The following is a 21240-nucleotide window of genomic DNA, read 5'->3' as shown; positions in this document are numbered from 1 at the left end:
TCAGTCCTCCGGACGGACGATCCGGGGCTTGCGGTCCTGGCCGGCGGACAGCTGGTCGTCCACCTCGCTCTGGAAGCGCAGGAAGCTGTCGAAGGCCGCCTCCTTGCGCCGGGTGTCGCCGTTGGCGTGGGCGGTCTCCAACTCCCGCTTGGCGGTCTCGATGTCGCGGCGCAGCTTGGGCTGCAGCCGCTCCTCATTGGCGAAGGCGCAGCTCAGCATCACCCGGCGCATGTCGGGGCCGAGCCCGGCGACCAGCTCGCGGATCTGCTCGGCGATCCGGTAGGCGCGGATGAAGTCGGCGACGTCGCGGGCCCGGCGCAGCTCGTCGCGCACCCGGGACAGCTCGGCGTCGGTGGCGGCGGGCAGCAGCGAGCCGAGGTGCTGCCGGAACAGGTAGGCGTCCGCGTCCTGGTTGCGGATGAAGGTCTGCCGGCGGCGGCGCTCATCGGTCTCGTCGAGCAGCGAGTCCAGCGAGTCGTCGATGCCCTCGCCCTCGATGATCCGGTCGAGCGTGCTCAACGCCCCCTGGTGCACGTCCATTTCGGCCTCGGTGAGCTCGCGGTGCCAGCGCTGCACATAGTGCGCCAGATCCCGCCGCACCTCCGCCGCCCGCTCCCGGATCCGCGGCGGCACCACGCTGCGGCGGAACTGCTGCACCACGAACTCCTCGCCCTCCATGCTGGCGCGCACGATCACCAGCCGATCGGTGGACAGCTCCACCGAGACGGTGAGCCGGTGCGTGCCGGAGATGCCCTGCGGCAGTTGGCAGTGCACCGTGCCGAACGGGGAGTTGCGGTCGGCATGCCGGAACTCTCCCTCGTAGAACGCGAGTTCCAGAGTGTCACCGGTGCTGGCGTTGAGGTTGTAGGTGCGCAGGACGGGCTCGAACGGGTACGGGGTGCCCTTCTCGACCAGCACCGAGAAGCGGCCGTCCTTGAGCTTCAGGCCGAGCGGGTGCGCGGTGACGTTCTGCGGGTCGGCGACCGGGAACGGCTCGTCGCAGAACAGGCAGGCGGTGGCGCCGGCCGGGTTGACCTCGCCGCAGCCGGCGCAGCGCAGGCCGGCCTGCTCGGCGCCGTCGGTGAGCACCGTGTCGCAGGCCGGGCAGACCGTCGTCCCGTCCGGCACCGGCAGCCCGCAGCCCGGGCAACTGCGGTTCGGCACCCGGTCGTTGACGGGCGGCTCGGCTTCGGCATCCGGCAGCGCGGCGGCGCAGAGCGGGCAGGCGCCCAGCGCGACGTCCGCCGGAAGGTGGCAGCCGGGGCAGTCGACCGTCGGCCGGCCCACCAGGCCGGCCCCGCAGTCCGGGCAGCTGTCCGCCGTCAGCGGGCACTTGGCCAGGCAGCCGGGGCACTCCAACTCGGCCAGCAGGGCCGTCTGCACGGCGGCGCCCTGGGCCACGCAGAGCATCGGGTCGACGTCGCTGCGCAGCGTCTCGGCCCCGAAGACGTCCGCGAGGCGCTCCCGGACCAGCGGCACCGAGCTGGAGCCGCCGACCAGCAGCACGTGGTCGATGTCCTCGGGCAGCAGCGAGGCGCTGCGCAGGGTGGTCAGCACCTCCGCCACGGTCGCCTCGACCTGCGGCCGGATCAGCTGCTCGAAGTCGCCGCGGGTCACCGCGGCACGGAAGTTGACGGCCGTCTTGCCGAGCGAGGGCAGCAGCACTTCGGTGCGGTCGACGCCGGAGAGGCGGATCTTGGTCTGCTCGGCCTGCACCCGCAGCAGCCGGGAGTCGCCGGGCAGCGGGTCGTAGCCCGGCTGCTGGTCGCACAGCCGGTCCTCCAACTGCTCGGCCAGCAGGTGGTCGAAGTCCTCGCCGCCGAGCAGCCGGTCGCCGCCGAGCGCCAGGTTGTCGGTGAGCTCGGTGACCAGGGTCAGCACCGAGACGTCGAAGGTGCCGCCGCCCAGGTCGTAGACCAGCACGGCCGGGGCGTCCTCGGTCCCGGCCGTGTAGCCGTGCGCCAGCGCCGCGGCGGTGGGCTCGGTCAGCACCCGCGCGACATGGAACCCGGCCAGCTGCCCGGCGTCCCGGGTGGCGGCGATCTGCGGCTCGTGGAAGTAGGCGGGCACGGTGATCACGGCGCGGTCGAAGCGCTCGCCGGTGCGGGCCTCGGCATCGCGCTTGATCCGGCGCAGCACCATCGCGGAGATCTGCACCGGCGTGTAGTCGCGCTTGCCGAGCCGGACCAGCACCCCGCCGTCGGGCGCGCCCGAGACGGCGTAGCCGCCGGCGCCGAGGTGCCGCACCGCCTGCTGCACCTCGGGATCGTCGAACTGCCGTCCCATCAGGCGCTTGACCGCCCAGATGACGTCCTGGCCGGCGCCGCGCCGGCCCAGCGCCGGCGCCCCGACCAGCAGGCCGCCGTCGTTGTCGAGCGCGACGGCGGACGGGGTGGCGAGCTCGCCGTCCTGGTTGCGGATCACCTCGGCGTTGCCGTGGCGCATCCAGGCGGCGACGGAGTTGGTGGTGCCCAGATCGATTCCGAGGGTGCGGTACACCGTACGAAGTCCTCACGTGGGTTCGGAAAATGCGGACGTTGGGGGCTTGGTCAGCCGTGCTGCAGGCGGCGGACCCGGCGGGCGGTGGAGCGGGCGGACCGGGCGTGGGAGCGGGCCCGTCGGGCGTCCCGCCCGGGTTCCTTCCCGTCCCGGGGTGCGGGGATGCCGGAGCCCGGCGGCGGCTCCACCGCGACCACGACCTCGGCCCGGCGCAGGATCTCGGCGCCCAGCAGGAAGCCGCGGCGCCGCTCCTCCAGCACCGTGCCCGGCTCCGCCTCCAGGGTGGGCCAGAGCTCGACCACGTCTGCCACCTCGGCGTCCGGATGCCCGTCCAGCAGGCGCAGCGGCCGGACGTCGAACTCCCGCAGCCGCAGCTGCAGCAGCTCGCCCACCGAGTCGACCTGGTCGAGCAGTTGGCGGACCACCTCGCCCGGCGGCAGCCCCGAGGCCTCCGGGTCGACCCGGACCAGCCAGGCCTGGGTGCGCAGCAGGGCGTCGTCGACGCTGATCAGGCTGAACAGCAACCTGCTCTTCTCGTCGCGGTGTTCGTCCTTCAGACGCTCCATCCGGGTGGCCAGTGCGGCGCAGCGGCGCTTGAGGAAGTCGAGGTCGGGCTCGGGTGGCGGGGTGGTCATTGGCGGGTCCTTCGGCGGCGGGGTCGGGTGCGGCTACGGGGCGAGCGGGATCAGCTGGGCGAGCGCCGGTGGCAGCGGGCGCAGCGCGGCGGCCTGCTGCTCGGCCAACCGACCGCAGTGGGCGCCCAGTTCGTCGAGCGACCCGCCGTCGGCGGCGAGGCCGGGCAGCGGGACCAGCAGGTCGGCCATCCGGCGCCGCTGCGGGCTGCTGAGGGCGCTGCGGGCGGCGGCGACCTGCTTCTTGCGGACGGCGTCCCGGCCGGCCGCCTTCAACTCCCGCAGGTAGGCGGCCTGCACGGCAGAGCCGTCGGCGGACGGCGGCACATCCAGCACCAAGTAGGGCGACAACTGCTCGGTGCGCGGCCGGGCCGCCTTCGGGGCGGCCGCCTCGGGCGCCGGCTCCGCGTGCGGGCGGCTGACCCGCGCGCGCTCGGGGCGCTGCACCGGTGGCAGCTTGTAGTCGGCGGGCAGGCGGCGGAGCGCCTCCTCCAGGTTCTCGGCCAGGCCGCGGCTCGGCAGCAGGCGCAGGGCGCGGTTCAGCACGGCCGCGTAGGACTGCCAGGAGCTGCGGTCCCCACGGCGCAGCTCCTTGCCCCACTGGTAGGTGGCCTGCTCCAAGTCGGCCTGATGCGGCTTCAGTTCGGCTCCTTGGTCGGCGGCGCGCTCGTAGTCCTCGAAGGCGGCCTGCCAATCCTGCTCGTCCAATCGCTCCTTGGCGCGGCCGAGCAGCGCCCGGCCCAGCAGATGGCGGAGCTCCTCGCGGCGCAGGTCTCCGCGCCGGTCCGCGGGCGTCGCGTCGAGCTCCTCCTCGGCGATCTCGATCGCCTCCTGGAAGCGCTTCTCGGCCAGCAGTTGCAGGAACGGCCCGTTCGGCGAGGCCACTTCGACGAGGCGGAGGAACGTCACGGGATGGCTGTGCTGCGGTTCCCGGCCGGGCGGCCAGGACAGGTGCTCGCGCAGCAGGGCCAGCACGCCGGCCAGGCCGCCCGGCCGGACGCCGAGCGGCTCCCCGGCGAAGGGTTGACTGAGCGTCAGGAAGATCGGACCGCCCAGCAGCGTGCTGCCCGAGCCGGTCTCCAGGGGCGGCCCCACGGCCTCGACGGCCAGCTCCATCAGCAGCCGGACGGCCTCCGTCTCCACCGTCCAGGCCAGCTCCAGGCCCTGGTGGGCGGGCCGCGCCAGCCGGGTGTCCAGCACCCGCAAGCGCAGCCGGAGTTGCTCGTCGAACGCGATGCGGACCTCGTCCTGCTCCTCGTCCGTCAGCGGGCGGCCGGTGCTCTCGGCCAGCGCCTTCCAGTAGGCTCCGCCGTTCACCGTCACCGCCAGGCAGCCGATCGCGCGCCGGGCCGCGGCCGCGCAGCGGTCCGGATCCGGCTCCGCCGTCGCGGCCGCCAGGGCCGCGAGCCCTGCGGCGTGCACCAGTGCCAGGTCGCTCGGCGCCGCTGCCCAGGCCCGGCGCCAGGCCTCCTCGGCGGCGGCCGGATCGCCCCGGCGGGTGGCCTGCTGGGCGGCCTGGGCCTGGAGCTCCCGGGCCGGTCCGGCCAACAGGCCGTCCACCTGCCCGAGTTGCGACAAGCGGTCCAACAGGTCGCGCCGGTCGCTCACTCCGGCGGCCCGACGCAGCAGGACCACCCGGCCCAACTCGCGGCACTCGGCAGGCAGCTGGGCCGCTGCACCCGGGTCGCCGGTGAGCACGTCGCGCAGCAGCCCGGCGTCCTCCCAGTCGCCCTGTTCGCACCAGGCGGTGAGCGCCGGCAGGGCCGTCTGCGGGCTGTCGAGGGCGACCGCCGCGATGGTCAGGTTGCTCAGCGCGGTCCACAGGCAGTCGTCGCAGCGCTGCGGGCCACCCGGCCGGGCGGCGCCGTGCTCGGAGCAGCAGAGCCGATGGCACTGGCCGCAGCGCAGCATCGGCTCCAAGCCCCGCCCCCGCCGGCAGCCCTGGACCCGGCAGCGCCGCTCGGCCGGCGGCTCGGGCAGCAACCCCTCGACGTGCGCGTCCAGCACAAAGGCGTACCAGTCGGCGCTCGCCGCCCAGTCGCCCGCCCGGGCGGCGAGAAAACCACGGGCGGCGGCCCTGGCCGGCAGGAACTGCGGCGACAGGCCGGGCCGCATCGTGTCCAACTGCCGGTGCAGGCCCACGGCCTGGGCATACTCCCCCGCCGCCAGCGCCCTGGCGGCCCGACTGAGCACCAGGCTCGGCCGCACGGCGCCACCCCCGGCTGCCCCCTGCTCCTCCGACACCCTTGGCGCACCCCCTCGTTCGCCCGCACCGCTCGCCGCAAGGGACGCCGAGCACGGTACTGACGGTTCGTCACGCCTGAGGGTAATTCCACTGACTCGCGGACAGCGGTTAGGTCAGGTGGACTCAGCGCGACACGGTGCCATCGGTCCCGCCCCGGCGCCACAGCAGCAGGCTCACCGCGAGGAACCAGACGAAGCCCAGGTAGCGGCCGACCGGGATCAGCAGCGTGGCCGGTTCGGCGACCAGGGAGAGCAGCGACAGCACGCTCGCCACGGCCAGCACCGACCCGGCCCAGCCAATCCAGGCGGGCAGCGCTCGGGCGGCCAGGGCGGTGCGCGACACCTGCCAGAGCACCAGGCCGAGGGTGCCGATCGCGGGAGCGGCGCCGGTGATGAAGGTGAGATCCATCAGGGTGCGGGAAACGGCCAGGTCACCCAGGGAGTTGACCATCGACAGGATCCAGCCCCCGGCCGAGGAGACCACCAGCAGCACCCCGGACGCGACGCCCGCCGTGCGGACCAGGCCCGCCCGCGCCGAACTCCCGTGGCGGCTCACGAAATCCGCCAGCACCGGAACGAAGGCCAGCAGCGCCAGAGCCGACAACATCTGGAGCAGGCCGGTGAGTTGCAGCGACCGGTGCAGCGCGGACGGGTCGGCGGACAGGAACGTGCGGGCCACCTGGTCACTGGAGTACGGCGTGGCGATCGGGCCGGACGGCGCGGTGACGCCGCCCATCACCAGGCTGGCCACGAAGAACAGCACGTACAGGACGCCGCTGAGCGCCCCGGTGGAGGTACGGCGGGGCGGGGTCGTGACTGAGGTCAACACGGTTGACGTCCTCCGTAGTTGGGGCGGCGCCGACTGGAGGGCCCAGGCTCGGCGGGCCTCAGTTCACCGGACCGCCCGCCGTCCGAGCGTCCCCCGCCGGGGGGCTTGTGCCGTACTCCCGCGGAAGTACGCCGACGGCCGTCCGCCGGGTGACGACGCGGCCGGGCCGCGACGGCGAGGATCCCAGGGTCGGGAACCGCTCAACTGAAGGGAGGGCCAAGCGTCATGGCGACCAAACGCCTCTCGCCGGCCGCCCGCAAGACCCTGCTGATCGTCCACCTCGCCGCCTCGATGAGCTGGCTCGGCCTGATGCTCTGCCTGCTCACCCTCGGCACCGCCGGCCTGCTGACCTCCAGCGCCACCACCCTGCGCAGCGCCTATCTGACGATGCGGCTCCTCGGCGACGCACTGATCGTCCCGCTCAGCCTGCTCACCCTGCTGAGCGGGCTGGCCCTCGCCCTCGGCACGCCCTGGCGCCTCTTCAAGTACCGCTGGGTCACCGTCAAGTTCTGGCTCACCCTGGCCGCCGCGGCCGCCTCGATCGTCGAGCTCACCGCCCGACTGCACGAGGCGGCCCGGCTGGTCGCCCGGCACCCCGCCGGCACCATCGCCGACATGCACCTCGGCTTCACCCGCTACAACCTGGTGATCATCCCGACCGTCGCCCTGTCGGTGTACCTCACCAACGTCGTCCTCTCCGTCCTCAAGCCCTCCGGCCTCAAGCCCTCCGGCCGGTCGCGAGGCCGCTGAGCGAGCCGGTGGTCAGGCCGGGCGGCGCAGGCCGCGCAGGGCGCTGCCGGCGGGGAGCCAGGTGCCGACGGCGGCGAGGACGACGGTGCCGACCAGGATCGCGGCGAGCCGGCTGCCGGGCATGGCGATCCCGGCGGTGCCGCGGGTGATGCCCTCGGCGTAGGTGGTGAGCACCGCGAACGCGACCGCGAGGCCGAAGGCGGTGGCGATGGCCACGGAGGTCACCGTCTCCCAGCCGAGCATCCGCCGGATCTGCCGCCGGGTGGCACCGGTCAGCTTGAGCGCGGTGAACTCCCTGCGGCGGTCGGCGATGCTCATCGCCAGGGTGTTGAGGACCGCGATGGCGACGAAGGCGACGATCAGGCCGAGCATGACGTAGCCGATCTGGGTGCTCACCTGGGTCTGCGAGCCCTCGGCGGCGGCGCTGGTGAGCACCCCGAGGCCGGGATCGGCGTGCAGGGCCGCCGCGAGGGCCGGCCGGGTGAGGCCGTCGCCGCGGACCAGCAACTCGTCGTCCAGCGGCACGTCGACGTGGGCGGCGACCGGTCCGTGCGCGAGGACGAGGTCGCCGAAGCCGAGGCCGCGGCTGTAGAGGGCGACGACCGTGACATCGGCCGGGGTGCCGTCGGCCAGGGTCAGGTGCACGTGCTGCCCGAGCCGGTAGCCCAGCCCGTCGGCGGCCGCCGCAGTACCGTCCGCCAGCCGGCCGAGGTCGCCGGCGGTGACGCCGAGGTCGAGGGTGTCGGCCAGGTGCTCGGGCGTGACCGCCTGCACGCTGCGCTCGGCCAGGCCGTCGCGAACCGTGGTGTGCAGCACCCGGGTCACCGTCCGGACCCCGGGGACGGCGGCGACCTCCGTAGCGGCGGTCGCCGGGACGCGGGGCCCCACCACGAAGTCGGCGACGTTCCCGCGCTGGCGCTGCGCCCCGGCAGCGTGGTCGACGGTGGTCGCGGTGAACAGGATGGTGCAGGCCATCGCGATCAGCAGGGTCAGCGGGGTGACCACCGAGGAGAGCCGGTGCGCGCCCGCCCGCAGGTTGTGGGCGGCGAGGTAGCCGCCGACCCGGGACACCCGCAGCGGCAGGCCCAGCACGGCGGTGGCACCCCTGACGACCACCGGGCCGAGCAGGGCCAGCGCGGTGCACCACAGCAGGACGGCGTTGAAGCAGACCGGGGTGGACGCCGCGTCGGTGTGCAGGACGGTGAGCAGCTCGGTGAGCACGCCGGCGCCGGCGGCGGCGAGGACGCCGAACCCGATCCGGCCCCAGCTCGGCCGCGCCGGCTTGAGCTCGGCCTCGCCGAGGGCTTCGACCGGCTTGATGGCGGTGGCGCGCCGGGCCGAGATCCGGGCGGCGGCCCAGCCGGACAGCAGGGTGGCGGCCGCCGCGACGAGCACCGGGAACGGCGACAGGACGACGGGCAGGTTCGCCGGGATCACGTCCAGGGCCACGAACCGCTCGTGCAGCCAGCCACCCAGCGGCAGACCCGCGACGGCGCCGAGGGCACCGGCGACCAGGCCGACGACCAGCGCCTCGCCGCCGATCATCTTGCGGACCTGCCGTCCGGTCGCGCCCACGGCGCGCAGCACCGCGATCTCCCGCTGCCGCTGCTGGATCGACAGGCCGAAGGTGCCGACCACGACCAGCAGGGCGACCAGCAGCGAGGTGCCGCCCAGCACGGCGCCCATGCTGATCAGGCGGACCTGGGCGTTGGCGGCGTCAGTGAACTCCACCGTCCCCCGGTCGTCACCGGTGCTGACCACGGCGGCGGGGACCGTCGGGGCGCCGGGAGCTGCCGAGGCGCCGGAGCCCGTCGGTGCGCCGGAGACCGTCGGTGCGGCGGCGAGCAGGGCCCGGACGTCGGCGGCGGCCGACGGTCCGGCCGGGAAGACGCCGATCGCGCTGACCAGGCCGTCATGGCCGGCGAGTTGACGGGCCCGGTCGGGGGCGAAGAACACCGCCGCCTGGCTCCCGAACCCCTGGGCGGTGACGCCGACCACCCGCACGGCCAGGGTGCCCGAGGCGGTGCGCGCGGGCGTCGTGGCGCCGAGGGACAGGTGGGCCCGGGCGGCGGTGGCCGCGTCGACGACGACCTCGTCCGGGGCGGACGGCTCCCGCCCGGCGGCAAGGGTGAGGCCGGCCAGCGGCGCGGACTCCCAACCGTGGCCCCAGGACTCACTGCTGCGACCGCCGGGCAGCAGCACCGGGAAGGTCACCTCGGTGGCGACCGCCCGCACCGACGGCAGGGCCTTGATGCGGTCGGCGAGGTCGGCCGGCACCCAGGCGTGGTCGGCGATCGGCTTGGTCTTCTCCTTGGTCTTGCCGTTGCCCTGCTTCTCGATGGCGTGGACGTTCCGGTCCCCGGAGACCACGATCGGCGCGGCCGCGTAGCGTTCCGGCCGGACCGTGCTGGTCAGGCCGGTGACCAGGAGCGTTCCGCAGCCGCAGACCATGGCGGCGGCGCAGAACAGGGCGACGAACGCGCCGACGAAGGCGGCCATCCGGTGCCGGAGGGTGGCGAGGGAGAGACCCAGCATCATCGGTTCCACGCTCCCAGGCGGATCATGCGGTCGGCGACGTTGGCGGCGGTCGGCCCGAGCATGGTGTCGACGACCCGGCCATCGGCCAGGAACAGCACCTCGTCGGCGTAGGACGCGGCGACGGGGTCGTGGGTGACCATGACGATGGTCTGGCCGAGTTCGTCGACGGTCTGCCGCAGCAGGGTCAGCACCTCGCGGGCCGTCATGGTGTCCAGCGCGCCGGTGGGCTCGTCGGCGAAGACCACCTCGGGGTCGGAGATCAGCGCCCGGGCGATCGCCACCCGCTGCTGCTGGCCGCCGGACAACTGGGCCGGCCGGTGCCCGGCGCGGTCCTGCAGCCCCACCCGGCGGACCAGTTCGGCCAGCCGCCCGGCGTCGGCACGCCGCCCGGCCAGGCGCAGCGGCAGCGTGACGTTCTGCTCGACGGTCAGCGAGGAGATCAGGTTGAAGGACTGGAACACGAAACCCGCGCGTTCCCGGCGCAGTTCGGTCAGTTTCGTCTCGCTGAGCCGGGACAGGTCGGTGTCGCCCAGGCGGACCGTGCCGGAGGTCGGCCGGTCCAGACCGGCCGCACAGTGCAGGAAGGTGCTCTTGCCCGAACCGGACGGCCCCATCACCGCGGTGAAGCCGCCCTTGGGGAACCGCACCGTCACCTCCCGCAGCGCGGCGACCGCGCCCCGCCCCTTGCCGTAGACCTTGCTCACGGCGTCCAAAGTGATCGCTTCGCTCATGTGCTCAAGCGTGCCGACCTGCGAACTCCCCGCCCAGGGACGGCATCACGCGGCACCCGTGACATCGTCACGGGTAGGGTCGTGACGTGATCAGAATCCTGCTGGCCGAGGACCAGCACGTGGTGCGGGGCGCGCTGGTGGCGCTGCTGGAACTGGAACCCGATCTGGAGGTCGTGGCGCAGGCCGACTCGGCCGACGACGTGGTGCCGCGGGCGCTGGTCTTCACGCCCGACGTGGCGGTCCTCGACATCGAGATGCCGGGCCGGTCGGACGGCCTGCAGGCGGCAGCGGCCCTGAAGGAGAAGCTGCCGGGCTGCCGGACTCTGATGCTCACCTCGCTCGGCCGTCCCGGGCTGCTCCGCAAGGCCCTGGACGCGAAGGTCGACGGGTTCCTACTGAAGACCGTTCCGCCACCGGAACTCGTCGCGGCGATTCGCCAAGTCGCCTCCGGTGGGCGGGTGTTGGACCCGACACTGGCCGTCGCTGCCTGGGACCTGGCGGACAACCCGCTGACCCCACGGGAGAACGACGTGCTGCGGGAGCTGGCCGGAGGCGCCGAACCGCCGGAGATCGCCGCGCGGTTGCACCTGTCGACCGGGACGGTGCGCAACGTACTGACCGCGGTGGTCGGCAAGTTGAACGCCCGGAACCGGACGGACGCGGTGCGCATCGCCCGCGATGCGGGCTGGCTGTAAGTCGCACCGCCAAGTAGCAGGTCTGGCTGGTCAGTTCAGTGGCAGTTCGGCGCTCAGCAGGTACCAGCCGTCGTCCGGGCCCGCCGCCAGGGTGCCGCCGGCCTCGGTGACGCGGACCGTCAGCCCGCCGATCCCGGAACCGGGCGCGGTCACGCCGTCCGGGGCGCCGTCGTTCTCCACCTCCAGGCGCACCCGGTCGCCGGCCACCGAGGCGGCGATCCGCGCGTGGCGGGCCGAGCTGTGCCGCAGGATGTTGGTCACGGCCTCGCGCAGGACCACGCTCAGCACGGCCCCCGCCTCGGGCGGCACCGGCGCGTCCTCCAGCTCCACCGTGATCGCGGCCGCCTCCAGGACCGCCGCCGCCGAAGCCAGTTCGGTGGCGAAGGACAGCCGGGGACTGTCACCGGCCACCGCCCCCAACTCGGCCTGCCCGCGCTCGGCCAGGGACACGATGTCCGTCAACTCGGCCCGGCAGCGGCCGGTGTCCGTGTCCGCCAGGCGCCGCGCCAGCTCGGCCTTGAGCAGGATCGCGGCCAGACCGTGGCCGAGCAGGTCGTGCAAGTCGCGGGCCGCGCGCAGGCGTTCGGTGACGACGGCGGCGCGGGCCAGCCCGGCCCCCGCCTGCTGGAGCTCCCGCACCAGCCGGACCAGGCGCAGCACCCCGTAGACGACCACGCAGGTGATCAGCATGTTGACCGCGGCCAGCAGCACCGCACCCGCACCATGGCCGCTGATCACGCCGGCTGCCACCGCCAGCGCGGCAGCCAGGGCCGCGCCCGCCCGCAGCGGCAGGACGATCAGCAGCGAGCCGGCCAGGATGCCGGCCGCGCCGATCCAGTTCCGCCCGAACCAGGGCAGCGGCAGCAGCGCGAGAACCGCCGAGGCGAGCAGGGCGAGGCGGGCCCCGACCGGCGACCGGAGGAGGGCCGCGTCCTGGAACGCGAAGCGGGCCTGGACGGCGCTGAACACCAGCACGCACGCCACGCCGAGGCCGCGATCCGACGCCGGGACGAACATCAGCGCCTTGACGCAGAAGGCGGCGAGCAGGAAGTGGTACAGGCCGAGCGCACCACGCAGCTCGGGCGGGTCGGCGGCGGCCGCCGGGGCGGGGGTGGCCGCGACCGTCGCCTCCACGGCGAACCGGCCGTCCGGCTCCAGACCCGCCGTCAGCCGGCCGCCGACCGCGCGGACCCGGGCCGCCAGATCGTCCAGCACGTCCGCACCGAGGGCAGCCGTCGGCACGCCGTCGTTGACCACCCGCAGCACCACCCGCCCGGCCCGCTCGCCGGTGGAGACCTCGCAGCGGCGGGCGTCACCGACCCGGACGACCGCGGTGACCGCCTCGCGCAGCACCGTCGCCAGCACCGTCCCGGCCGGTCCGAGCGGCTCGCGGTGCCCGACGCGGATGTCGGCCGCGATACCGGCGGACGCCAGCAGCGCCCGGGCACTCGCCGCCTCCGGGGCCAGCGAGAGGCTGCGCAGCTCCGCGGCGGTGGCGCGGGCGGCGGCCAGCGTCCGGCGCGCCACCGCGATCAACCGGTCCAGGGCCGACGGGTCCTGTCGGACGGCCAAGCCGTGGATCTCCGCCAGGCCCTGGGACAGCTCACTGCGCAGGCTGGACGCGATGCGCAGCCGCTCATCGGTGACCGCGGCCGCCGCGAGGGTGAGCCGGGCGGCGTGCACCCGGGTCGCCAGCAGGGCCAGAGTGGTGACGGCGTACAGCATGACGCCGCCGAGCGCGACGGTCAGCAGCAGGTCGACGGCGTCGCGGATGCTCGCCGACCGCAGGGCCTCGACCAGCACGGCGCCGGTGCCGAACAGGGCCAGCAGCAGCCGGCGGCGCTCCAGCAGCAGCGAGGCGGCGGGCAGGCAGAGCAGGCCGACCGAGACGCCCAGCGGGCCGACCGCGAGGAAGGCGACCGCCAACTCCGCTACCGCCCAGCCCGGCCCGCGACCCCGCGCCGGGGTGGAGCGGGTGTGCCGGAGCTGCAGCACCACCAGGGCCAGGCAGGCCGCCGCTATCGCGCCACCGGTGACCGGGGCCGTCGGTATCCGTCCCAGCCCCTTGAGCAGGTGCGCCGAGGCGAGCGCGGCGGCCACGGCGACCACCAGGGCGCGTGCCAGCCGCGGCGCGACGTCCCCGCCGGATTCCCCCTCCACGCGGGCATCGTACGCCGAAGACGATCACTGCGGCCCGCCTCCCGAACGCCCGCGAGCGCCCCACGCAGGGGACGATCACCGTGGCCCGCCCGCCGCCGACCTGCGCAGGGACGATACCGCGGGCCCGCCTCCCAGAGCCCGCCACCGACCCACACCGGGGACGATCACCGCAACCCACCCGCTGCACCCACGCCGCCGAGGACTCAGCTGCCCAGCGGCAGCACCCCGCTGACCCGCCAACCGCCCTCGTGCGGGCCCGCCGTCAGCCGCCTCGCCGACCGCCTCCATGTCCGGCTGGCTCTCCAGGATCCGCCGCATCCCGCGCCGCACCATCTCCTGGCCATCGGCTATCAGCAACTTCATAGCCACACCCAGGAATTCTGGCACAGTGTGTAAAGCGCGCGTAAAGCATCGGGGGGGCCGCCGCACCCCAGCCTGGACTCAGGCGCAGTCGCAGCAGCGTGCCGTCGAGGAGCAGCGTGGTCCACTCGGCGCGGCAGGCCCGGCGCAGCGCCGCGAGATCGCGGGCACTCATGCGTCCCTCCGCCGCAGCAGCACGGTCGCCGCCGCGAGGGCGAGCGCCGTCCAGGCTCCGGGGATGGCGAGGCCGGCCCAGGGCTGGAGCGGGAAGTAGCCCGAGGACGGCGCGTAGACGGTAAGCCCTGGTCGTAGCGCGGCAGGCTCTGCTGGACGGCGAAGCCCGCCGCGGGCGTGAGCCGGAGCAGCCACTCGGCCGGGCTGGTCGGCAGCATGCCGCCGAACGCGAGCAGGTAGGGCAGCACCGTCGTCACCAGTGCGGTGAGCCTGGTACTCGAGCTCGGCGATCACGGCAACGCCTGGCTCGCGGTCGGCCGTGCCATGGCCGAGGCCGAACGGAGTGCCGACCCCCACAGCTTCACACGAGCTGCGCTTGCTTACTGGTTACCGGATGTGATGGCGGGTATCTGATGTTCAGTCAGCTTACGCACAGTACGGCGTGTCGGCTGCAACCATCCATTTATGACCAGTCGCCATACTGACTGGCATCGGGGGAATCGGGGAGGCCGCCATCGGGAGTGATCATGAATATCACGCTCGGCAAAGGACGTCGCGCGGGACGGTTCGGGGCACGGGCCGTCCTCGGGGTGACGGCGACGGTCATGGCTGCCGTCGGTGTGGGGGCGGTGCTCGACGTCGGATCCTCCGCCGCTGCCCCTGTCTCGCGCACGTTGCACTACTCGTGCTCGTCCGGGGTGATCGGCGCTGCCGCGGACATCACGATCGATGCGGACGTTCCCACCTCGATGGTGGTGGGCCGGCCCAGTCCGCGGTTCACCGTCCGCGGGACGGCGATGGTGGACGCGAGCTTCGCGCAGTACGCGGCCATCCTCGGTGCCACCAGCGTGGACGGAACGGTGGTCGGACACGGCACGGTGGTGGCGCCGCAGGGCAACGTTCCGGAGGACATCACCATGTCCATTGCCAGGACCGCGATCCCGGCGTCCGGCTCGTTCGCGCTTACGGCGACCGGTGCCGCGCCTCCCATGACGCTCAGCCAGCGAGGTCAGGCGAAGATCACCATCGGGAGTTTCACCGCGCAAGTCACCCCGAGGACGGCGAGTGGCGCCGCCCTGGGCACGATTGGCGGGTCCTGCTCGCCGGGCTCCGCGCAGGACAACGTCCTCCAGTCCGTCGCGGTGACGGAGCCGCCCCCGCCTACGCCAGCGCCTTCCTCGGGGTCGACGGACGGCGGGAACCCCGGCACCCCGACCGCAACGCCCTCAGACGCAAAGACCGGGGCGTCGTCGGGCGGCTCGGGCACGGGCGGCGGAACGGGCACGAGCGGTGGCTCGGCCACGAGCGGCGGAACAGGCACGAGCGGCGGAACGGGTAAGAGCGGCGGAACAGGCACGAGCGGCGGAACGGGTAAGAGCGGCGGAACAGGCACGAGCGGCGGAACGGGTAAGAGCGGTGGAACCGGCGCGAGCGGCGGATCAGGTGGTGCGGTTCCGTCGAACGCAACGGGTGGACCGAGTTCGTCAGCATCGGCTGCACCCACAGCCACGGCACCGTCGACTCCCGGCACTGCGAGCGCGTCGGCCAGCACAGCGAGCTCCCAACCGAGCGGTGGCGCCCCGCTCAGTACCGCTTCCATCCTCCTGCCGGCCAAGCACGAGCACTTCCCGTACCCACTCCTGATCGCCGCTGTCCTGATCGCCGCCGGCATCGCCGCCGCCGTCCTCAGCGCCTGGACCAGGAAACGCCGTATTCGCGCAACGGCGCTGGCGTACGGGCATGTGAGCGAGCCCGTGGACGAGACGACAGGGAACCCAGGTCCCTGAGCAACACCCTGCTCGGCCGTCGCGGCACTCCTTCAGAGCTTCGCCATGCGGCCGGGTGCTTGCAGCTAAGGTCAGTTGACTGACGAACGTGTCCTACAGAGGAGGCGAACGTGGTGGGTGTGGAGTTGGCGGTCGGGTATCTCTTCGCGTGGGCCGTGCGCAAAGCTCGGCGGGTGGCCGGCCGGGCGGACGCAGAGGTCGATCGGGCGCTGGACGCCGGGATGGACCACCTGCACGACGTGGTGGTCTCCCGGCTGGGCCCTGCGCCGGTGCTGGAGAACGTGATGCTGGAGGCCGGCTCCGGTCGGCAAGAGCCGACCGCGGAGACCCGAAACCAGCTGGAGGCGGTGTTGGAGGATGCGACCACGCAGGACAGCGCCTTCGCCAAGGCACTGGCGGAGGCTGTGGACCGGGTGGCCCAGGCCCTCCCGGCGTCCGCTGACCCGGGGACCGGCAAGTACAACATCAGCCGGATCACCGTCGAAGGGTCGGCTGCGTTCGTGATCGGCGACAAGGGCCGACAGGACAACCGTTTCGAGTCCAAGTGACCGCTGCGGAGCCTGGCGTCAAGTCAAGCGTCTTCGTCTTCAAGGCCGTCTCCGCATTGATGTTCGGCGACCACAACGTCCAGAACAACTACTTCGAGCTGCAGTTCCCCGATCCGGTGGAGACGGCGGTGCAAGAGCTGGGAAGCATGGTGGACGCGCAGTGGCGGCAGGAGGCCGCTATGCGCGGTCTGTGTGACCCGGAGCCGATTCCCGTCAGGTGGCGCGAGGGATCGATCAAGCAGCTCGGTGACCACCGCCGCCTGACAGGGGATCCGGTGGCGGGCAGCGTTGCGGATCTTCCTGCTTTCGCCGACAGGTTCACGGGCACGCTCAAGCGCAGACTGGTGGTGCTGGGCAAGGCGGGCAGTGGCAAGACCACCCTGGCCGTGCTGCTGGTGATCGAGCTGCTCCAGCAGATGGGCAAGGGGGACCCAGTCCCCGTCCTGCTCTCGCTCGCCTCCTGGAAGCCCCGGAGGGAGCACCTGAAGACGTGGCTGGAACGGCAGTTGGTGTACGAGTACCCCTCTCTGGCCCTCGGCACGGTCCGCACCATCGTCGCCAAACGGCGCGTCCTGCCGGTGCTCGACGGCCTGGACGAGTTGCCCGCTGCTGACCAGCCGGTAGCCCTGCGGAAACTCAACAGGGTCCTGGGAGAGGGCGGACCCCTGGTCCTCACCTGCCGGACGAAGGAGTACGCCAAAGCGATCAAGCGCGACCCCGTAATTCGCGCGGCCGCTGTGGTCCAAGCCGAACCCCTGACCGCTCAGGAGGTCTCGGACTACCTGCTCAGGAGCGCCACCCCGCAGCATCAGGAGTACTGGGATCCGCTCGCGCAGGCGCTGGTTCAGGACCCGTCCAGCACCGTGGCCAGGGTCTTGAAGGGTCCGCTCATGCTGTGGCTGTGCCGCCAGGCCTACGCACGCCTGAACGATGAAGAGGGCCCCGGGGACCTCGCGACGTCTGACAGATTCCCCACCCGGAAGGCGATCGAGACCCACCTGCTGAAGTCGCTCGTCCCGTCGGTCTACTCGAGTGACCCACCGCCGCCACCCCAGCCTGGCCGCAGGGAGCCGGACGGATTGTTCACGGACGCGCGGCGCCCTGATGTGAAACAGGTGACCGACTGGCTCGGCCACCTCGCCCGCCACCTCCAACAACGCGGCAAACCCAGCCTCGCATGGTGGCAACTGGGCACCACCATGGGCCTGTTCCAACGCATGCTCCTCATCGGACTGATGTCCGGGCTGGCCGTTGGACTCGTCGTCGGACCCACGGACGCGATCATCAACGGTCTCACCTACCCCGCACCCGGGCACGGGCTCGGGTACCGGCTCTGGCTAGGACTCCAAGTCGGGTTCGTGGACGCACTGGTCAACGGCGTCCCGGCCGGACTGGTCTTTGCACTCGCGCACGGGATCGGGACCATGCGCAGGGGCGCGGCGCTGGAGCCCTCGCGCGTGTGGACGCCCATCGGCAGCAAGGCAGAAGGGTCAGGTGCCAGGTCTCCCCGCGAGATCCTGGCGCGGGCCGGGATCGGGGCGCTGGCAGGGCTCGGTGCCGGGGTCGGGATCGGGGCGCTGGAAGGGCTCGTGCCCACCCTGATCCTCTGGAACGCGCATGAGCTTCTGATCGGGCTGGTATACGTGGTGCTCCTCGCGGGCCCGTTCGCACTCGCAGGCGGGCTCATAGGCGCACTGATGGCCTGGCTCGAGGCTCCCATCGCCGTCGAAATAGCTCCCGGACCCCGTGACCTGCTGGACCGGAACCGCAGGACCGTGCGCCTGCAACTGCTCATGTTCGCACCGCCGCTCGGCATCGTGTCCGCAGCCGGGGTCTGGCTCAGCGACGAACTGCTGCACCACTGCGTCTGGGGCATCGGAATCTCCTGGACCTCCGGCGATTCGCTCAGATTCGCATTCCTCACCGCGCTCGGAGGCGGGCTCGGATCCGGACTCAGCCTGACTGCGTGGGGTCAGTGGATGGTCGTCGCACGCGTCTGGCTGCCTCTCAGGGGCAAGCTGCCCTGGGACACGATGGCGTTCCTCGAAGACGCCCACCAACGCGGCGTCCTGCGCCAGGTCGGCGCGGTCTACGAGTTCCGCCATGCGCGGCTTCAAGAGCACTTCGCCCAAGCACCGCAACAGCGCAAACGGCGCGACCGTCCCACCGGTGATCCAGTCGACTGAAACGCCGCGCATGCCCTGCCGGCCGCCTTCTCTGCGCCTGCTTGGGTGGCGCCTCCAGACATCCTCTCGTACGTGCCCCGTACGGGGTCTTCGAGCCGGTGCAGGCATACCTGGATATCGCGCTCAAGAAGTGATGGAAACGGCGGCGCTGCAGCTTGGGCGTGGGGCAAGCGGTTCCCATGCATCGCTCACGCAAGGATCTCGTAGCGCGTCGCCGACGCCTGCCCGCAGGTCGCGGAACAGCAAAGGCCCAGGTCATGGGCTATCTGACCTGGGCCTTCTCGGAGCCGCCTGCGGGATTCGAACCCGCGACCTACGCATTACGAGCCCGAGAGTGATCATGCTGGCTGCTGCCAGCATCGAGCGTCTGGTGATAAATTCGCAGGTCAGGACGTTGCCCCGTGATCCACGATCCCACCCGAACCGGCACGTGCTGCCCCGTCCGCTCACGCATCGCTCACGCATCCTGGTTCCCGCACGGCCAGATTTGAGCAGTATCTGGCACAACGCTTGGCGACCGCAGGGCAAGAGCGTGAGAGTCTGCGAACCCGACCAGGACGGTGCTGATCGGGGCGGTCTGGTTAAGACTCGCTGGCCTCCTCCGGTTCCTGTTCCGTATCCAACCGCCGCCACAGCCGTTCCGCGATCTCCACCAACGTCCCCTCTCCAGGAACCCGCCACTGTTTGGGCCCCTGAACAGCACTCCACTGCTCCCGCCACTCGGCCTGCTGCCAGATGTAGTTCACCAGTCCAGTCGGGGAGTAGCGTCGCCCGTCCGCCTCCCAGAGGATCGGCGCCTTGCGGTCGTTGAGCCAGGTCGCCCGACGCCGACGCGGGTCCTGGTCGAGCCAGGCGCCGATGGCTCGTTCTTCCGTGTCACTGGCTGCGTAAGCCAGCAGGGTGCCATCGGGGATGAGGTCGTGGTCCACGAGAAGGTGAATCGTCGGCGGACGCTTCGCACGCTTCTCGTTGGCTGCCGCCACAAACGCCGATAGATCAGGGGTGCCGTTCCCTGCGGCGAGTGTCAGCAATACCGCCTGGACCAGCTGCCTGGACTTCTCGTCACTGGCGAATGTGCTGGTGATGTAGCTCTTGTTAGTGAAGAGCTTGTCCACCATGTCGATCAGGCAAGCCAGCACACCTCGCACCTGTTCGGGCACGCTCCGAATGATCGCGTCCAAGTCACTGTCGGGTTCTTCGATCGCCTCGCTGCCGATACGCTGGAACACCACATGGGCGGCCAGTAGCGCCCCGCTATCCGCGATGGACGCCGCCCTCCCCGACAGCGTCGACCGGAGCTTCGTCAGCTCATCGCGGATCTCCCGCAGGACCTGGACGGAGCGCCAGATCTGGTAGGCGCTCGGCTGTTGCCCGAAAAGGCGGGTATAGGCGCCGTCAGCACCTTCCTTCCACAGAGCCTCCGTCGACCCCTTCACCCGGACAGCGAAGGTCGGATCCTGATATGCACAGGCGAGGGCGGTAGCTGCCTCGGTGACCGAGCACCCAGACTCGGGGGCCGGGTCCATCTCGCCGCGCCGGAAGACGTACTCCTTGTCAAGTGAGAGCTTGAAATCCTTCTGGATCTCACTCTGGACCGGGTCGATTGCGATGAAATCCCGGCGCTCCATGTGATTCTGGGTGTTGGTCGCCTTGGTAATGCTTTGCGCGAAACCCTCGGGCGCCCCTTGTACGGAGACGATCCGCACCGAGACATAAGCTTCCGCCACCGTGTCCGGATCCTTCTCGAAGGCCCGGTTCGCCGAGGTGACGGTCTGCGCCCCGTTCACGACGCTTGCGTTGCGGAGGGTCAGGGAGATGGGCGCGCCGGTCGCACGCTTCGCAAAGAACTCCCTTTCGATGACATCGCACTGCACCGTGATGCCGTTGTGGCGATAGAGGAAACCGTCGGGATCTTCCAACATGCTGTCGACCAGGGTTTTGTTGACCCCGGTGAGCCCGAGCGACTTTCGGACGTTCCGATCATAGAGACGCTCGCCGTTGTCCGCATACCACTGGGCAAGCTCCGCAGCGCTCACCTCGCCAATTATGGCCACATAAGGGGTATCGCGGTCGTGCCAGCCTTCGGTCATTTTCGCGGTGAGTGTGATCGGCTCCGGTTCTAGATCTTCCCGAATGGCCCGATGGAAGTCAGCCTGGCCAACCACTCGATATTCGACAGTGCGGCCGAAACCACCGAACTCCCGCGCCGCCTCGTCAAGGATGTTATGCGTTTCGGGCGACAGTCGGCTATCCCCCATGAGGGCGACGACCAAATGCACCTTGCAGGTTGGCAGCTTGAGAACGCCGTGCACCCGGTCCCCAAGAAGCCGCAGACGCTCGTTGAAGTGATCGAAATCCCGGTTATCGAGCTTCTTCAGCCCCTGGATGAGCTTGAGTGCGGCCTCGGTATCGAAGCCTGCTGTCCCAGAGTTCTTCCACTTGGCCTGGATCAGCCAGAGTTCCGTCCCGGAAGCGGAGAAGGCCACGGAGTCGATGCCAAAGTCGTCCCGGCCATCGATCACCCCAGCGGCCGCCTCGTCCGAGGTGCAGTCAGTCAGGATACGAGCTGCTTTCGCCGATACAGCCCGGGATAAGAGGGCGGCCTCACGCTCCTTGGGATCCTTCTTCTCGAAATCGTCCATGGAAATCCGGTCAGCGAACTCCCTCAGCAACGCCTCGCGAACCTGCCGCACCTCCAGCGGCATCCCCTGCGTGCTCTTCCCCATCTGATCCCACTCCCGGTCTCGCCCTAACTGCCCAGCCTACCCAGGTGGTTCAGAGCGTGGGGGTGAACCGAGTGAGCAGCGCGGCAGGGCCCGGCAACCGCCACAGGTTGCCGGGCCTCCGTACATCGTCAGTCAACGAGGTAGCCGGCTTCGATGCAGGCGACGATGGAGTCATACGGCTCCCCCACCGGCTTCAATATGTACCAGCGGAAGACCGCGGCGGCGGCGCGACGGTCTCCCCGGTTGCGAGCATCGGCGTTGTCCCATTACCGGGCGAGAGCGCGGGTGACCACGCAGTCGATCTCCTCTGCCAGGATCCTCTCCGTGACTGTGAGGCCAGACGGTGCCTGGTCGTGGATGATCCGCAAGAGGACACCCACG

The 21240-nt window shown here is 71.7% G+C and carries 13 protein-coding genes and 1 pseudogene; 5 read left to right on the top strand and 9 right to left on the bottom strand.

Annotation, left to right across the window (positions count from 1 at the left end):
• The 4 genes from P3T35_RS01680 to P3T35_RS01665 all read right to left on the bottom strand — a co-directional run bounded on the left by P3T35_RS01680 (nucleotide 1) and on the right by P3T35_RS01665 (nucleotide 6201).
• A complete protein-coding gene (locus tag P3T35_RS01680) occupies nucleotides 1-2499 on the bottom strand; it encodes an Hsp70 family protein (RefSeq protein WP_101381033.1) in 2499 nt (832 codons plus the stop codon).
• A 50-nt stretch (nucleotides 2500-2549) separates the two neighbouring features.
• The gene (gene grpE / locus P3T35_RS01675) at nucleotides 2550-3134 is read right to left on the bottom strand and encodes a nucleotide exchange factor GrpE (protein WP_101381032.1); all 585 of its coding nucleotides are present in this window, start codon (nucleotides 3132-3134) and stop codon (nucleotides 2550-2552) included.
• A 33-nt stretch (nucleotides 3135-3167) separates the two neighbouring features.
• Complete coding sequence (locus tag P3T35_RS01670; RefSeq protein ID WP_143676840.1) at nucleotides 3168-5375, bottom strand: PHD finger domain-containing protein; 2208 nt, start codon at nucleotides 5373-5375, stop codon at nucleotides 3168-3170.
• A gap of 124 nt (nucleotides 5376-5499) precedes the next feature.
• On the bottom strand, nucleotides 5500-6201 hold the full coding sequence (locus P3T35_RS01665) for a hypothetical protein (RefSeq protein ID WP_101381030.1): 702 nt from the start codon (nucleotides 6199-6201) through the stop codon (nucleotides 5500-5502).
• A gap of 228 nt (nucleotides 6202-6429) precedes the next feature.
• Between P3T35_RS01665 and P3T35_RS01660 the strand changes: the two genes are divergently transcribed.
• The gene (locus P3T35_RS01660) at nucleotides 6430-6954 is read left to right on the top strand and encodes a DUF2269 domain-containing protein (RefSeq protein ID WP_101381029.1); all 525 of its coding nucleotides are present in this window, start codon (nucleotides 6430-6432) and stop codon (nucleotides 6952-6954) included.
• A gap of 12 nt (nucleotides 6955-6966) precedes the next feature.
• On the opposite strand, the gene P3T35_RS01655 is transcribed toward P3T35_RS01660, so the two are convergent.
• Entirely contained in the window at nucleotides 6967-9492 is a 2526-nt protein-coding gene (locus tag P3T35_RS01655; protein WP_101385095.1) for an FtsX-like permease family protein, read from the bottom strand.
• The gene (locus P3T35_RS01650; RefSeq protein ID WP_101381028.1) at nucleotides 9489-10223 is read right to left on the bottom strand and encodes an ABC transporter ATP-binding protein; all 735 of its coding nucleotides are present in this window, start codon (nucleotides 10221-10223) and stop codon (nucleotides 9489-9491) included. The genes P3T35_RS01655 and P3T35_RS01650 overlap by 4 nt, the downstream gene beginning before the upstream one ends.
• Before the next feature lie 86 nt (nucleotides 10224-10309).
• On the opposite strand from P3T35_RS01650, the gene P3T35_RS01645 reads away from it, so the two are divergent.
• The gene (locus tag P3T35_RS01645; RefSeq protein WP_101381027.1) at nucleotides 10310-10918 is read left to right on the top strand and encodes a response regulator transcription factor; all 609 of its coding nucleotides are present in this window, start codon (nucleotides 10310-10312) and stop codon (nucleotides 10916-10918) included.
• 30 nt (nucleotides 10919-10948) lie between these two features.
• On the opposite strand, the gene P3T35_RS01640 is transcribed toward P3T35_RS01645, so the two are convergent.
• Both P3T35_RS01640 and P3T35_RS01635 read right to left on the bottom strand, forming a co-directional pair.
• Nucleotides 10949-13078, bottom strand: a complete 2130-nt coding sequence (locus P3T35_RS01640; protein WP_101381026.1) for a histidine kinase — start codon at nucleotides 13076-13078, stop codon at nucleotides 10949-10951.
• A gap of 258 nt (nucleotides 13079-13336) precedes the next feature.
• Nucleotides 13337-13447, bottom strand: a pseudogene (locus tag P3T35_RS01635) (DNA-binding response regulator); the annotation flags it as partial.
• Between the two features lie 692 nt (nucleotides 13448-14139).
• Here P3T35_RS01635 and P3T35_RS01630 point away from each other — a divergent pair.
• The 3 genes from P3T35_RS01630 to P3T35_RS01620 all read left to right on the top strand — a co-directional run bounded on the left by P3T35_RS01630 (nucleotide 14140) and on the right by P3T35_RS01620 (nucleotide 18133).
• Nucleotides 14140-15399 carry a hypothetical protein gene (locus P3T35_RS01630; RefSeq protein ID WP_280703969.1) on the top strand — a complete coding sequence of 420 codons (1260 nt, stop codon included), beginning with the start codon at nucleotides 14140-14142 and terminating at the stop codon, nucleotides 15397-15399.
• 110 nt (nucleotides 15400-15509) lie between these two features.
• Nucleotides 15510-15947, top strand: a complete 438-nt coding sequence (locus P3T35_RS01625) for a chromosome partitioning protein (protein ID WP_101381025.1) — start codon at nucleotides 15510-15512, stop codon at nucleotides 15945-15947.
• A complete protein-coding gene (locus P3T35_RS01620; RefSeq protein WP_101381024.1) occupies nucleotides 15944-18133 on the top strand; it encodes an NACHT domain-containing protein in 2190 nt (729 codons plus the stop codon). Before P3T35_RS01625 ends, P3T35_RS01620 begins: the two co-directional genes overlap by 4 nt.
• A 581-nt stretch (nucleotides 18134-18714) precedes the next feature.
• On the opposite strand, the gene P3T35_RS01615 is transcribed toward P3T35_RS01620, so the two are convergent.
• Complete coding sequence (locus P3T35_RS01615; RefSeq protein WP_101381023.1) at nucleotides 18715-20859, bottom strand: AIPR family protein; 2145 nt, start codon at nucleotides 20857-20859, stop codon at nucleotides 18715-18717.
• Between the last annotated feature and the right edge of the window lie 381 nt (nucleotides 20860-21240).

Source organism: Kitasatospora sp. GP30 (assembly GCF_029892145.1).
Classification (GTDB): domain Bacteria; phylum Actinomycetota; class Actinomycetes; order Streptomycetales; family Streptomycetaceae; genus Kitasatospora; species Kitasatospora acidiphila.
The sequence above is the reverse complement of the archived record's forward strand: the minus strand, read 5'-3'. Positions and strand labels throughout refer to the sequence as shown.

Bases quoted from the DNA above. Each gene is read 5' to 3' on its own strand.
- P3T35_RS01630 (WP_280703969.1), top strand. From the start codon at position 14,140: ATGAATATCACGCTCGGCAAAGGACGTCGCGCGGGACGGTTCGGGGCA.
- grpE (WP_101381032.1), bottom strand. From the start codon at position 3,134: ATGACCACCCCGCCACCCGAGCCCGACCTCGACTTCCTCAAGCGCCGC.
- P3T35_RS01650 (WP_101381028.1), bottom strand. From the start codon at position 10,223: ATGAGCGAAGCGATCACTTTGGACGCCGTGAGCAAGGTCTACGGCAAG.
- P3T35_RS01660 (WP_101381029.1), top strand. From the start codon at position 6,430: ATGGCGACCAAACGCCTCTCGCCGGCCGCCCGCAAGACCCTGCTGATC.
- P3T35_RS01615 (WP_101381023.1), bottom strand. From the start codon at position 20,859: ATGGGGAAGAGCACGCAGGGGATGCCGCTGGAGGTGCGGCAGGTTCGC.
- P3T35_RS01655 (WP_101385095.1), bottom strand. From the start codon at position 9,492: ATGATGCTGGGTCTCTCCCTCGCCACCCTCCGGCACCGGATGGCCGCC.